Below are 14,557 nucleotides of genomic sequence, written 5' to 3' on the forward strand. Positions count from 1 at the left end.
TAAAGGTAGTATTTATTAAACATCGTCAAAATCTACTACTAATTTACTAGTTGTTGGATGGGCTTGACAAGTTAAAATGAAACCATCTTCTAACTCACCGTCTGTTAAAATTTGATTTTTAACCATTACTGCTTTTCCTTCTGTGACTTTGGCAATACAGCTACTACAAACACCTCCTTGACATGAGTAAGGCGCATCTAGTTTATTACGTAAACTTGCAGCTAAAATGGTGTCAGTTTGTTTCATAGAGAAGGTTGTTTCTTCATCATCTAACAAAACAGTGATTTCTGATTCTCCTTCTTTTACTTGGGCAACAGCATCTTCATCAATAGAGGCTGTAAAAAGCTCAAATAAAATATTTTCTTTAGCAAAACCATTATCACTTAAGGTATTGGTTACGGTATTAATCATAGCCTCTGGTCCACATAAAAAAGCAGTATCAAAAGAAATATCTTTATAAATATTTTTCACAAAATAATTAACGTGTGATGTGTCTATTCTTCCAAAAACAGCATCGTCTTGTTTTTCTCTACTAAATACATAGTTTAGGTTAAATTGCGATGTAAATGTGTTTTTTAAGGCGTTTAATTCGTTGTAAAAAATAGTATCAGCTATAGATTTGTTACCGTAAACTAATGTAAATGTGGCTGTTTTTTCAGTTTCTAATACTGCTTTAATCATAGATAATACGGGAGTAATACCGCTACCTGCTGCAAAAGCAATGTAATTTTTATTAGCTTGTGGAGTTAAAACAAATTTTCCTTCGGGTTTGCTAACTTCTAATTCATCGTTAGCTTTTAATTCTTTGGTAGCATACGTAGAAAAAACACCATTTTCTACAGCTTTTACGGATACTTTTAATTCGTTACTATTTGGAGATGAACAAATAGAATAAGCGCGTCTTACTTCTTTGTTGTTTATTTCTTTTTTTAGTGTGATGTATTGTCCTGCTAAAAATGTAAATTCTTCTTTAAGAGCAGCAGGAACATCAAATATAATAGATACAGCGTTAAGGGTTTCTTTAATAACCTCTTTAACTTTTAGTTTATAAAATGTACTCATGGTTAATTTTTGAATCACAAAAATAAGAATCTATCTTGTTTTGTAAGTTGTATAGCTTCATAAAATATACATAAGATTTTTATGTATAAGAAAATTATGTATATTTGCATACCTAAGTTTTTTAGGTATAAATTTATTTCACATGGGAAATCAAAAGTTGTACAAAGGCTCACTACAAACGATCATTTTAAAATTACTGGCTGAAAATGATAAAATGTATGGCTATGAAATAACACAAAAAGTTAAAGAATTAACGAAGGGAGAATTGCAAATTACAGAAGGAGCATTATACCCGGCATTACACAAGCTTGAAGCTGAAGGATTGTTGGATGTAGAGGTTGCTAAAGTAGGAAATAGATTAAGAAAGTATTATAAACTAACGGAATCAGGTACTAAAGAAACTGTAAATCGGTTGGCACAAATGCAAGAATTTTTAAGCACAATGCAGCATTTAGTAAATCCTAAATTTAGTTTAGAATAGATGATGAATAAAAAGTACACAACAGATAAACAATTAGATTTTTTGGATAGTTTTTTAACTATGAAAGGTTATGCTAACAATGAAAATAAGATTGAGCTAATGGATCATTTAATTTGTGATTTTGAATTAAATGGTAACGGTAATTTATCTCAATATTTATCTAATAAATTACATTTTATTGAACAACAAAAATTTAAAAGAGAAAAAATTCTTAATAAGATATATTTAAAAGAAATGTTTAATGAGTTTACATTGTTTTTTACTGATTTTAAAAGGATACTTATAACATTATTAGTTTTTTTATTTGTTGTTTGTTTAACAAGGTTTTTTAATAATAAAGTTATAAAAATAACATATATATTAAGTCTTTTTATAGTTCAACTATATGGACTTTTTAACACATTTATTGAAAAGAGATTTAGAAAACTGGATGAATTTAAAGCTTTAACTTCAATTATATTTTTACCTACTTCTTTATTTATTATTACTTCATATATAGATAACCCCTTTAAAAACATTGAGTTATTTTCTGTTTTTTGGTTTCTAATCTTTATGCTAACACTTTCTTTTGTTTTGTACAGCAAAAGAAAATTAAAAGAACTTAAAAAAAAGTATAACCGTTTAATTAGAAACTAACTATGGAATTAACAAAAGAACAGATAAAATATATAGATGATTTATTATACGATAGCGGCATTAAATATTGGGACGTTCGAATTGAATTGTTAGATCATGTAGTTTCTGAAATAGAACATCAACTTCAAACAAACTCAGACTTTAAAACAATGGTATTTGAAGTCTTCAAAAAAATTGGTTGGAAAGAAAATTTTAACGGTAGTAATTTTGAAGAACTAATTAAAGATCATCATAACAATTTCTATAAGAAAGTCAGAAAAAGTTTCTCAAAAGCAATGAAAGAAGATCTTTCGAGTCCATTAATTATTACTGTTTGTTTAGTATTGTTATATTTTTTTTATGAAGTTGCCCATTACAAAGAACTATTTAAATATTTTAGTTTATTGATTATACTAGTTCCTTTGTTTTCTTTGATATTTTTCTTCACAAGAAAAATGTTTTATCGATCAATTTATTTAAATCATGTATCTAGTATTGCTTTTTTCTCATTGAGTATTTTTAACTGTTCTATTTATCTACCAAAAATGTTTTTTGACTTTAATGTTTTCAATTATCCAATATTGGTTGCTGTTATTTTTGGGTTAACTACAATTCAAACTACCCTAGGAATTAAGTTTTTTTTCAAAGAATTCGAAAAAATAAATAACGTTTACAAAAAATTGATGACACTATGAAACTAACAGATTCTAACATAACAGAATTATATAAATTTACTAGGAAGCATTATGTTGAACATTATGATGTGCAAACCGAATTGGTAGACCATCTAGCCAATGATATCGAAGCTATTTGGGAAGAAAATCCGAATCTTAGTTTTGAAAAAGCACGCGAAAAGTCGTTCAAAAAATTTGGTGTTTTTGGATTTATGAATGTGGTAGATGAAAAAGCAAAAACAGATTTAAATATCTCAAGTATTTTTAATTAAACCCTAACTATGGAATTAACAAAAGAACAAATTGCAAGAGTTCAAAAATACTTAGATGTCAAAGGTGTTAAGTTTATTGATTTCAGAATTGAAATCTTTGATCATATAGTTTCACAAATAGAAGAAATATTACGTGATGAATGTACTGATTTTGAAACTGTATTTTATCAAGTTACAAATGAATGGAATAATCAACTAAATTCAACTTCTAGTTTTATATTTGGACTTGCTTATTCAGCTCCTAAAGTTGTTATTACAAAAGCAAAAAAAAAAATATAAAAGAGTCTATGTTTTACAACTTATATTATTTCTAACTATAATAGTTCCGTTCTTATTTAAAAGTAATTTCTCTATAGATAATACAGCGAATTTTATTACTTCCATAATACCCATCATTACCTGTTTTTTAATATTGTTATCAAGTAGAGTTATTTATTCTTCATCAAAAGATACTGTCAAAACGGTATATAGTTTCTTAATTAAAACACAGGAACTTATTATTTTTTTGGGTCTTTTTATTTTGTTAATGTGTTGGGCAGATAGTATGGTTATTGACGTTTTTTTACTATTTGTTTTTTATAATATAAACCTAGTTGTTTTACATAAAAAACACATTCAAGAAAAAAGAAAATATCAATTGTTAATTAACTAACTATGCATCTCTCAAATGAAAACATACAAAAAATAGACAATTTTTTAAAAGCCATAGGAATTGAATTATTAGATATTCGAATTGAGATGGTAGACCATATTGCCACTGAAATTGAAGAAAATATCGATGATATAAATGCTTTTTTTGAATTTGATGGTTTTCAAACCCCATTTATAAAATATATGTTAAGTAAAAAAAAGAGTTTACTTAACAAGTATCAAACACAACAAAGATCTTTACAATGGAATAATCTAAAATATATTTTTAAAGATATACTTTCAATTTTAAAACAACCATATTTTTCTGTTTTAATAGTTATTACTTTTAGTATAATTCATTTTTTTGGTAATTTTTATTTAAAGTCTTTTACTTTAATAAGTTATGGTTTTTTGTTGTTATGTTATTTAAACTTGTTATTTATATCATTTAAATTTAAACATTTAAAAGAGTTTAAATTATTCCAAACGTATCTTTTAGTTAGTTCTATGCTAATCATGTTCTCTGTTTATTTACCAATAAATAATAACTTACTAAACTTATTATTTGACAGTAGCTACCATATAATTACCGTTTATTCAAATTTTTTATTCTTTTTTTTAACAGCAGCTAGTCAATTTAGTCTACATAAAAAAAGAATTATTTTAACTAACAAGTTTAATTCTTTACTATTTTAAATCATGAAACTAACAGATACTAACATAACAGAATTATATAAATTTACTAGGAAGCATTATGTTGAACATTATGATGTGCAAACCGAATTGGTGGATCATCTAGCCAATGATATCGAAGCTATTTGGGAAGAAAATCCGAATCTTAGTTTTGAAAAAGCACGCGACAAGTCGTTCAAAAAATTTGGTGTTTTTGGATTTATGAATGTGGTAGAAGAAAAGCAAAAACAACTGCAAAAGAAATATTTAAAAGTTATTCTATATTTTGTTAAAGAATGGTTTAAGTTGCCTAAATTGATATTAACTTTCCTTTTAATTTATGTTTTTTATATTCTTCAAAAGATACCTAATTCTTATACTATTTTTGTTTCTATTTACATAATTATTTTTACAGTAGAGTTAGTAATAATGTTCAAAACAAAAATAAGTTTTAATAAAAAAGTAAAATGTACTGGTAAACGATGGATGTTAGAAGATATAATAGAAACGCAAGGCTATGGAAATATTTTATTTTTTTCTTATTATTTATTTTATTTCACTCTACCAAAAGATTTTGACAAATTAAGTATGCTTAGAAGTCTTTTTATTGCATTTGGCTTAACGATTACTATAATTGTTGGTTATATAAGTTTAATTTTAATTCCTAAAAAGAGCAAGAAAATATTAGAAGAACAGTACCCTGAATATAAATTAGTTTAACTTATTTTTTACCATCAACTATTATAACAATCTCACCTTTTGCAGGTTTTTCAGTATAATATGATAACACTTCTTTTACACTTCCTCGCTTGGTTTCCTCAAACATTTTGGTAAGTTCTCGAGAAACTGAAACTTGACGTTCTTCCCCAAAATATTCGTAGAAATTTGATAAGGTTTTCAGAAGTTTATGTGGACTTTCATAAAAAATCATTGTTCTAGTTTCCTCTGCCAATAATTTTAAACGTGTTTGTCTTCCTTTTTTAACTGGTAAAAAGCCTTCAAATACAAATTTATCATTAGGTAAACCTGAGTTTACTAGTGCCGGAACAAAAGCAGTTGCACCGGGTAAACATTCAACATCTATATTGTTTTGTACACATGATCTTGTTAATAAAAATCCAGGATCAGATATTGCTGGAGTTCCAGCATCAGATATAAGAGCAACACATAAACCAGCAGCTATTTTTTTTACAATACTATCTACAGTCTTATGCTCATTATGCATATGATGTGATTGCATTGGTGTGGCTATTTCTAAATGTTTTAAAAGTTTTCCACTCGTACGAGTGTCTTCAGCTAAAATTAAATCAACTTCTTTTAAAACTCTTATAGCTCTAAGGGTTATATCTTCTAAATTTCCAATAGGAGTTGGTACTAAATACAGTTTACTCATACAACAAAGCTACAACAAAGTTTTATTACATTTGTTGTATGCCAACAAACTTGTTACATAGTATTCAATATCCAGATGATATTAGAACTTTAAAAGTTGCTGATTTACCACAATTAGCAAAAGAGCTCCGTGAATTTATAATTGATATTGTAGCAACTAAAGAAGGTCATTTAGGAGCCAGTTTAGGTGTAGTTGAGTTAACTATAGCTTTGCATTACGTTTTTAATACACCTGAAGATTTATTGGTTTGGGATGTAGGTCATCAAGCCTATGGACACAAAATATTAACTGGTAGAAAAGATATATTCCATACCAATCGTCAATTGGGAGGTATTTCTGGCTTTCCAAAACGTAGCGAAAGTATTTATGATACATTTGGTGTAGGACATTCTTCTACATCTATATCAGCAGCTTTAGGTATGGCAATTGCAAGTCAATTAAATAACAAAAACAAGCATCATATTGCTGTAATAGGTGATGCTTCCATAGCTAGTGGTATGGCTTTTGAAGCATTAAATCATGCTGGTGATACTAATGCTAATTTACTAGTAATTTTAAATGACAATGCTATAGGTATAGATCCAGCTGTAGGTGCATTAAAAGATTATTTAACTAGAGTTAAATCAAAACGGCTTGATGTTGATCAACAAAATATTATAGAAGCTTTAAACTTTGATTATTCTGGACCAATAGATGGTCATAATTTTGAAGAAATAATTAGAGAGTTAGAACGTTTAAAAGAAATTAATGGTCCTAAATTTCTTCACGTCGTTACTACTAAAGGAAAAGGATTACGTCAAGCAGAAGAAGATCAGGTTAAATATCATGCTCCTGGTAAATTTGATAAAATTTCTGGTGATTTGTATCCTAGTATAAACACCAATTTACCACCTAAGTTTCAAGATGTTTTTGGCCATACAATTGTTGAGTTAGCTGAAATTAATACTAAAATAGTAGGTATAACCCCAGCTATGTTAACGGGTAGTTCTCTAAAGTTTATGTTGGATAAATTTCCTGATAGAACCTTCGATGTAGGTATAGCTGAACAACATGCAGTAACTTTAGCAGGGGGAATGGCTGCCGAAGGTTTAATTCCGTATTGCAATATTTATTCTACTTTTTTACAAAGAGCTTATGATCAGGTTATACATGATGTAGCGTTACAAAATTTACCAGTAATTTTCTGTTTAGATCGCGCAGGTTTAGTAGGAGAGGATGGAGCTACTCATCATGGTGTTTTTGATATCGCATACCTACGTTGTATACCCAATATTTACATATTTGCTCCTCGAAACGAAATTGAATTACGAAATATACTTTATACTGTTCAGCTTGGTATAAATGGTCCAATTGCAATTAGGTATCCAAGAGGTAGAGGTTCCATTGTTAACTGGAAAAAACCTTTCAAAAAAATTGATATTGGTACTTCTGAACTTTTACAAAAAGGAAATGATATTGCTATTTTGAGCATTGGTAGCATTGCTTTAAATGTTACAAAAGCTTTATCAAAATTTGATAGTAAGGATATTTCACATTATGATATGAGATTCGTTTATCCACTAGACGAAGATCAGCTCCATAAAATTTTTCAAAATTATAACCATATTATTACCATTGAAGATGGTTGTATTAATGGTGGTTTTGGTTCTTCTATTCTAGAGTTTGCATCTCGAGAAGATTATTCAGTTCCAATTAAGGTCTTGGGAATACCACATACTTTTATTCATCATGGTACCGTACAAGAGCTTCATCAACAATGTAAAATTGATCCGGATAGTATTCATGAGTTATTAACAAACTTAATGTAGGATATTAACTTTATGATTATGGGTGTATTCCCTATATATCAATAGAATTAATTACATAATTTTGTTAGACCTCTTAGTTAGCAGTTTAACCACCCCTGCATAACTAACCATGAAAAATTTATTACTATTATTTATTACATGTACACTTTTTTTAAGTTGTGCTAAGGACGATTATTATGAATTGGTACCACAAATCGATAAAGATTTAGCTAATCTTTTAGCTTCCAGATCTCCTACAGGCTCTAAAAACTATTATATATTACCGAATAGTGATGATTATGTAAACATTCCTCAAGATCCTAACAATCCAATAACTACTGCAAAAGTTATTTTAGGAGGAATGTTATTCCATGAAACTAGTTTGGCGAAAGATGCTAAACATGATCAAGGAATTGATACATATTCATGTGCTAGTTGTCATCATTCAAAAGCAGGTTTTCAATCATGTAAAAGACAAGGAATTGGTGATGGTGGAATTGGCTTTGGCACCACTGGTGAAGAAAGACAGCGCTCTCCCGATTATTTAACTACAGATGTAGATGTTCAACCTATTAAATCACCATCTATATTAAATACCGCTTACCAAAAATTAATGTTATGGAATGGTCAGTTTGGTGCTACTGATTTAAATACAGGGACTCAATCTCAATGGACTTCTGGTACTCCAAAAGAAACTAATTATTTGGGGTATGAAGGTGTAGAAACTCAAGCTATTGCAGGGCTAACTGTTCATCGTTTACGTATAGATGAAGAAACAATTACTAATTTAGGTTATAAACCCTTTTTTGATACAGCTTTTCCTAATGTTTCTTTAGATAGAAGATATTCTACTGAGTATGCAGGTTTAGCAATTGCAGCTTATGAAAGAACTGTTTTAGCTAATAAAGCACCCTTTCAATTATGGTTAAAAGGAGACATTAACGCTATGAGTATTGATGAAAAAAAGGGCGCAAAACTTTTTTTTGGAAAAGGTAAATGTTATGAATGTCACAGTTCACCAGCTTTAAGTTCTATGAAATTTTCAGCTTTAGGAATGAAAGATCTTTCAGGTATTGACATTTTAGGAAACCCAGTAGATGATAATACAAAAAAAGGAAGAGGTGGTTTTACTGGTTTAAGTGAAGATAATTACAAGTTTAAAGTACCGCAGTTGTACAGTATTAAATCTAATGGATTTTATGGTCATGGTTCAAGTTTCACATCTATAAAAGATATTATTATTTATAAAAACAAGGCTATAAAAGAAAATATCAATGTACCAAACAGTTCACTAGACCCTCTTTTTGTTCCTATACAGCTATCTTCTGAAGAAATTAATAATATTGTACTGTTTATAGAAAACTCTTTAAATGACGCATCTTTAGATCGTTTTGTACCATCAGTTTTATCCAATAACTGTATACCTAATAATGATTATGAATCTCAACAAGACATTTGTAACTAAAAAGCGAGCCGAATGGCTCGCTTTTTAGTTTATTTTAATTTAGTTGAACAGATAGTATACCACTTCCAGTACCGTTTCCGTATCCACCAACCTCAATATAATAATTACCCGGGTTTAATGAACCTGTCATTCTTGATAATACCCCGTTTCCACCATCATCGTTAGATGCTATTAAATTTCCATTTTCATCATATAAAAATAAATACGTATCGTAATCAGCTTGTGTAATTTCAATATCATAATTTACACTATTCGTTACTTCAAAATATGCTCTTATTCTTGTATCATTATCACCAACAGTACTATACTCATAGGTTTGTAAAAATGGAGTATTTAATAAACCTAAATCTTGATAATCCGATAGTAAATCTACTTCGGTTAGCGATATTGACATTTCTTGAGATATAGTTAAATTATTATAACCAAAAACTTCAATATAATATACACCCGGTGTAGAAATAAACCCACTTATGTTATCATATGATGATTGTCTTATAATGTTTAAATTTTCATCTAATATGTTTAAATATACATTGTAGTTGTTTGTATTTATTTGGTACGCTACATCCGTATTTACTTCAAATCGATATAATATTTTATTATCAGCTTCATTAGGTAAATCCATTATATCTACATTTTGACTGTATGGAAAACTTTCTATTAATCCTAAATCTTGATCAGAAGCAGAAAAGTTAAAAGTTTGTGAAACTGTTCTTGTACCACCAGATCTATCATTAGCAACTACACTTACAGTAATATCTTCGTTTATTAACGATCTATAATCATAATTTGCATAAACACTACCATAATTCATATAACCATTTGATCCTATAATATAATCTTCAAACAATATTTCATCGTTTAAATAGATATTGTATGATAAAATATCTCTGTCTGCATCATCTGCAGGAGACCATTCTACAGTAATATTACTATAGTTATAAAAGTCAAATTGAACATTTATTAATTCAAACTCTCCCGGGTTTCTATTAACATAAACATATCTATTAACACTATTGCCCTCAGAAACGTTACCTTGGTTATCAAAAGCACTTATGTTTATTATAAGTTCTAAACCAACACCTCTTGAAGCAGAAGATCTGTTTAGTTCTATAAATTGTTCAACATCAAATTGAATTGATGTGCTTGATGTTCTGTTAGCTAAAACCATATCGTTAACTACGACGTTATAGGTTACTTCGTCGTTATTAAGATCATCTGAAGCATTCCAGCTTAGGTTCACCATTGTTTCAGAAATAATTTCTACGTTAATTCCTGTAACAGGATCAGGAGCTACATTTGGTTGTTTTTCGTCACTACTACAAGCAGTTAATATTAGTAAAATAAATAATGTAATAAAATGGTATGATTTTCTCATAGCTTTAATAAATTAAATTAGGTTAATGTTTTCTTTTCAACATGCAATGATAGTTAATTATTTTAAATAAAAAAAGCGAACCAATTGGTCCGCTTTTTTTATTTAAAATAATGTTTATTAATTGTTTAGTGCTTCTGCACCACCAACAATTTCTAATATTTCGTTTGTAATAGCAGCTTGTCTAGCCTTATTATACGTTAATTTTAAATCATCACGTAATTCTTTAGCATTATCAGTTGCTTTATGCATTGCAGTCATACGAGCACCGTGTTCGGCAGCAAATGAATCTCGTAATGCTTTATATAACTGTGTTTTTAATGACTTAGGAATTAATTGTAAAACAATTTCTTCTTTTGAAGGTTCAAAAATGTAATCTAAGTTTACATTCTCTTCACTTTCTACTGGTTGAATTGGTAAAAACTGTTCAACCATTGCTATTTGAGTAGCAGCGTTTTTGAAGCGGTTGTAAACTAACTCAATTTTATCGTAAGTACCTTCAACAAACAAGTTCATTAATTGCTCGGCAATTTCAGAAGCGTTATCAAAAGTCAGGTTATCAAAAATAGCATTGTTATTTTCAATTACATTATACTCTTTAGATAAAATATCATTTCCTTTTTTACCAACAGAAAAAATATCAACTTCTGTATTATTGTACTTTTCTTTAATGGTTTTAACGGTTTCTTTAATAATAGAAGAATTAAATCCACCACATAAACCTCTGTTTGAAGTTACAGAAACTAATAAAACTTTTTTTACTTCTCTTTGTTCAGAATAAGCACCTCCAGTGTTACCTTCTAAAGTAGCACTTAAACTTTGTAATAATTCTGTTAATTTAGAAGAATACGGACGCATTGCAGTAATTGCATCTTGCGCTTTTTTCAACTTAGCAGCCGATACCATTTTCATGGCAGAGGTAATCTGCATTGTTGATCCAATTGAACTAATTCTGTTACGTATTTCTTTTAAGTTTGCCATGCTTATAGGTACTTGTTATTTACCTACTGAATTAATTAATAACTCAGTAGGTAAGTGTTTTATTATGCTGAGTATTTAGCTGAAATTTCTTTAGCTACGTTTGCTAAAACTTCTGTAGCTTCATCAGTTAATTTACCTGATTTTAACACATCTAAAGTATCTCTATGCTTTGCATTTAAGTACTCAATGTAATCAGCCTCAAATTCCTTTACTTTGTTAACTGGTACTTCTTTTAATAAGTTTTTAGAACCTGCGTAAATAATTGCAATTTGGTCTTCAACAGAAAAAGGATCTCCTTGATTTTGTTTTAAGATCTCCACGTTACGTTGACCTTTAGAGATTACGTTCATGGTAGCAGCATCTAAATCAGAACCAAACTTAGCGAATGCTTCTAATTCACGGTACTGAGCCTGATCTAACTTTAATGTACCAGATACTTTCTTCATTGATTTAATCTGAGCAGAACCACCTACACGAGATACTGAGATACCTACGTTAATTGCAGGACGAACTCCAGAGTTGAATAAGTCAGACTCTAAGAAAATTTGCCCATCAGTAATCGAAATTACGTTTGTAGGAATATATGCAGATACATCACCAGCTTGCGTTTCAATAATTGGTAAAGCTGTTAAAGATCCTCCACCTTTTACTCTACCTTTTAAAGATTCTGGTAAATCGTTCATTTCTGCAGCAATAGCATCATCATTAATAACTTTTGCAGCACGCTCTAATAATCTAGAGTGTAAGTAGAAAACGTCTCCAGGATACGCCTCACGTCCTGGTGGACGACGTAATAATAAAGATACCTCACGGTACGCAACAGCTTGTTTAGATAAATCATCATAAACTATTAAAGCTGGTCTACCTGTATCTCTAAAATACTCTCCAATTGCAGCACCTGCGAATGGAGCATATACCTGCATTGGTGCAGGGTCAGAAGCGTTAGCAGCTACAATTGTAGTGTAAGCTAAAGCACCTTTTTCTTCTAACATGTTTGCGATAGCAGCTACTGTAGAACCTTTTTGACCTACTGCTACGTAGATACAATATACTGGCTCACCTGCATCGAAAAATTCTTTTTGGTTTAAGATCGTATCAATAGCAACTGTTGACTTTCCTGTTTGACGGTCTCCAATGATTAACTCACGTTGACCACGACCAATAGGAATCATTGCATCTACAGATTTTACACCTGTTTGTAATGGCTCAGTTACTGGCTGACGATAAATTACACCTGGAGCTTTACGCTCTAAAGGCATTTCAAAAGTTTCACCTTCAATAGGTCCTTTACCATCAATTGGGTTACCTAGTGTGTCTACAACACGACCAACTATCCCTTCTCCAACTTTTAAAGAAGCAATTCTTTCTGTACGTTTTACAGTAGATCCTTCACTTACACCTGTTGATGGTCCTAATAATACCACACCAACATTGTCTTCTTCTAAGTTTAATACGATTCCTTCTAAACCGTTATCAAACTCAACTAATTCTCCATATTGTACGTTAGATAAACCGTATACACGTGCAATACCATCACCTACTTGTAATACAGTCCCTACTTCGTTTAACGTAGCTTTTGACTCGAAATTTGTTAATTGTTCCTTTAAAATTGCTGATACTTCAGCTGGTTTAATTGCTGCCATGTAATTTACTTTTTACACAAGTTGTTATATAACTCTTTTATTTTATATAATTCATTTAAATTGGAGTAATCTAATGTCATAAGCTTTTCTCGCATTTCAGGGCATTCTAAATACTTTGAAATAGATTTTGAATTAGACTTTACATTTCTCTTAGATAACATTATAGCGTGTGGTTTATTTGTTTTTTTCAAGTATACTATGCCGCTATCATAATCTTTATAAAAACTTATATTTGAATCATTTTCGTCTAAAACTAAGACAAATTGATAATTTAATCCCAAAAATTTAGTTGCTATGCTCTTAAAGCATTTTTCAGATTTTCCTTCCTCATTAATACAAAAAGATACTTTTTTTCCACTTGCCTTTAAGGTTAAATTATTTTCTTTAGTTTTTATTTTTACTACCTTACCCAAAAAACTAGCATCATAGTGAGTAATATCCGAACCAAAGTTGTTTTTAACATTTTCAAACCAAATAGTAATCAAACCATCAACTTTCTGATTATTCTCATCTATAAAGTAGCCTTTAACGTCATAGAAATTGATAGTATTATATTTGAATTTATCTATTTCCTTATTTAATTTTTCTTTGGCAAGATCTTTAGCTACTAATTTATTATCACGATATTGATTTCTTAGATAAATATCATTTAAATATAATTGCTCTACTGCTTCTTTAACTTGCTGACCTACATTATAATCACTAAAATCAGAATTAAAATCTGCTTTATATGTAAATTTTTTACTCTGTTGAACAAGATTAACTTCTTTTTCATTATACCCCCCCGGTTTTACAATTGCAATTTTATTTTGATCTAAATCATAAAACGTTAATATAGTTCCGCTGTATGCTGAACCAACACTTTTTTGAGAAGTATAACTACCGATCATATTAGGATACACCAGCTCTAAATTTGGTTTTTCCTCATGGAAATCATAAGGAATTTCACCACTGTAGATATATTTGTTAATATAATCAATTTTGAAGTTAATTTTACCTAGTTCTTCCTTTTTTGCTTCTAATTTTATTTTTTCTTGAGTAGCCTTTTTGATTTCACCAGCAACTAGTTGTTTAACTTCTTGAGAAATAAGTGGTCTCTCTTCTTCAAAAAAAGATTTTACAGCATTATGGTCAATACTTCCTTTTTGAATAAGTTTATATTTTTTTAAGAAAAGAAGAGTAAAAACTTTTTTCATACTTAAAGAAAAAGTTAACATTTCATAAGGTATCTCTGTTTTTATTGAGCCATCAGGAGAAGATACTTCAATCCATTGTTTAATTAATTCTTCTGAAATTTTCTCAGTAACTAATTTAGATCTAAAAACAGGTTTTTTTGTATTTAAATCAGAATAGGTATAATCATTCCTTCCTTCTTCTTTAATCAAGGCAGACTCGACTTTATCTATTAATACTACACCTTTTTTTATTTTTATTTTCTGTGCAAATGAAGCAATTGAAAGAAATAAAAAACTAATAAGTAAATGCTTGTTTAACTTTTTCATTACAA

At 29.3% G+C, this 14,557-nt stretch carries 15 protein-coding genes; 9 read left to right on the forward strand and 6 right to left on the reverse strand.

Annotation, left to right across the window (positions count from 1 at the left end; translation table 11 throughout):
• Positions 1-15 precede the first annotated feature (15 nt).
• On the reverse strand, positions 16-1,062 hold the full coding sequence (locus tag ACFQ1U_RS05510) for a 2Fe-2S iron-sulfur cluster-binding protein (protein WP_386106158.1): 1,047 nt from the start codon (positions 1,060-1,062) through the stop codon (positions 16-18).
• 142 nt (positions 1,063-1,204) lie between these two features.
• On the opposite strand from ACFQ1U_RS05510, the gene ACFQ1U_RS05515 reads away from it, so the two are divergent.
• The 7 genes from ACFQ1U_RS05515 to ACFQ1U_RS05545 all read left to right on the forward strand — a co-directional run bounded on the left by ACFQ1U_RS05515 (position 1,205) and on the right by ACFQ1U_RS05545 (position 5,126).
• Positions 1,205-1,543 (forward strand): PadR family transcriptional regulator, encoded by a 339-nt coding sequence (locus ACFQ1U_RS05515; protein WP_386106160.1) that lies wholly within the window; start codon positions 1,205-1,207, stop codon positions 1,541-1,543.
• Entirely contained in the window at positions 1,544-2,179 is a 636-nt protein-coding gene (locus tag ACFQ1U_RS05520) for a hypothetical protein (protein WP_386106162.1), read from the forward strand.
• A 2-nt stretch (positions 2,180-2,181) separates the two neighbouring features.
• Positions 2,182-2,853, forward strand: a complete 672-nt coding sequence (locus ACFQ1U_RS05525; protein ID WP_386106164.1) for a hypothetical protein — start codon at positions 2,182-2,184, stop codon at positions 2,851-2,853.
• Positions 2,850-3,104, forward strand: a complete 255-nt coding sequence (locus ACFQ1U_RS05530) for a hypothetical protein (RefSeq protein WP_386106166.1) — start codon at positions 2,850-2,852, stop codon at positions 3,102-3,104. Before ACFQ1U_RS05525 ends, ACFQ1U_RS05530 begins: the two co-directional genes overlap by 4 nt.
• Before the next feature lie 9 nt (positions 3,105-3,113).
• Positions 3,114-3,383: a hypothetical protein gene (locus ACFQ1U_RS05535; RefSeq protein ID WP_386106168.1), complete on the forward strand. Its 270-nt coding sequence runs from the start codon at positions 3,114-3,116 to the stop codon at positions 3,381-3,383.
• A gap of 375 nt (positions 3,384-3,758) precedes the next feature.
• A complete protein-coding gene (locus ACFQ1U_RS05540) occupies positions 3,759-4,430 on the forward strand; it encodes a hypothetical protein (protein ID WP_386106170.1) in 672 nt (223 codons plus the stop codon).
• Positions 4,431-4,433: 3 nt separating this feature from the next.
• Positions 4,434-5,126, forward strand: coding sequence for a hypothetical protein (locus tag ACFQ1U_RS05545; RefSeq protein ID WP_386106172.1), 693 nt, complete (start codon positions 4,434-4,436; stop codon positions 5,124-5,126).
• A gap of 1 nt (position 5,127) precedes the next feature.
• Here ACFQ1U_RS05545 and rsmI read toward each other — a convergent pair whose 3' ends face one another.
• The gene (rsmI, locus tag ACFQ1U_RS05550; RefSeq protein WP_386106174.1) at positions 5,128-5,799 is read right to left on the reverse strand and encodes a 16S rRNA (cytidine(1402)-2'-O)-methyltransferase; all 672 of its coding nucleotides are present in this window, start codon (positions 5,797-5,799) and stop codon (positions 5,128-5,130) included.
• A gap of 38 nt (positions 5,800-5,837) precedes the next feature.
• On the opposite strand from rsmI, the gene ACFQ1U_RS05555 reads away from it, so the two are divergent.
• Complete coding sequence (locus ACFQ1U_RS05555; RefSeq protein ID WP_386106176.1) at positions 5,838-7,607, forward strand: 1-deoxy-D-xylulose-5-phosphate synthase; 1,770 nt, start codon at positions 5,838-5,840, stop codon at positions 7,605-7,607.
• Positions 7,608-7,716: 109 nt separating this feature from the next.
• Entirely contained in the window at positions 7,717-9,051 is a 1,335-nt protein-coding gene (locus tag ACFQ1U_RS05560; protein WP_386106177.1) for a cytochrome-c peroxidase, read from the forward strand.
• Between the two features lie 34 nt (positions 9,052-9,085).
• Here ACFQ1U_RS05560 and ACFQ1U_RS05565 read toward each other — a convergent pair whose 3' ends face one another.
• From ACFQ1U_RS05565 to ACFQ1U_RS05580, 4 genes are all read right to left on the reverse strand, one after another.
• Positions 9,086-10,429 carry a PPC domain-containing protein gene (locus ACFQ1U_RS05565; RefSeq protein ID WP_386106179.1) on the reverse strand — a complete coding sequence of 448 codons (1,344 nt, stop codon included), beginning with the start codon at positions 10,427-10,429 and terminating at the stop codon, positions 9,086-9,088.
• Positions 10,430-10,546: 117 nt separating this feature from the next.
• Positions 10,547-11,407 (reverse strand): ATP synthase F1 subunit gamma, encoded by an 861-nt coding sequence (gene atpG, locus ACFQ1U_RS05570; RefSeq protein ID WP_386106181.1) that lies wholly within the window; start codon positions 11,405-11,407, stop codon positions 10,547-10,549.
• Positions 11,408-11,469: 62 nt separating this feature from the next.
• Positions 11,470-13,050, reverse strand: a complete 1,581-nt coding sequence (gene atpA, locus ACFQ1U_RS05575; RefSeq protein WP_386106183.1) for a F0F1 ATP synthase subunit alpha — start codon at positions 13,048-13,050, stop codon at positions 11,470-11,472.
• Between the two features lie 5 nt (positions 13,051-13,055).
• Positions 13,056-14,552 carry a hypothetical protein gene (locus tag ACFQ1U_RS05580; protein ID WP_386106185.1) on the reverse strand — a complete coding sequence of 499 codons (1,497 nt, stop codon included), beginning with the start codon at positions 14,550-14,552 and terminating at the stop codon, positions 13,056-13,058.
• Positions 14,553-14,557: the final 5 nt, after the last annotated feature.

This window comes from Tenacibaculum geojense (assembly GCF_042676005.1).
Lineage (GTDB): Bacteria > Bacteroidota > Bacteroidia > Flavobacteriales > Flavobacteriaceae > Polaribacter > Polaribacter geojense.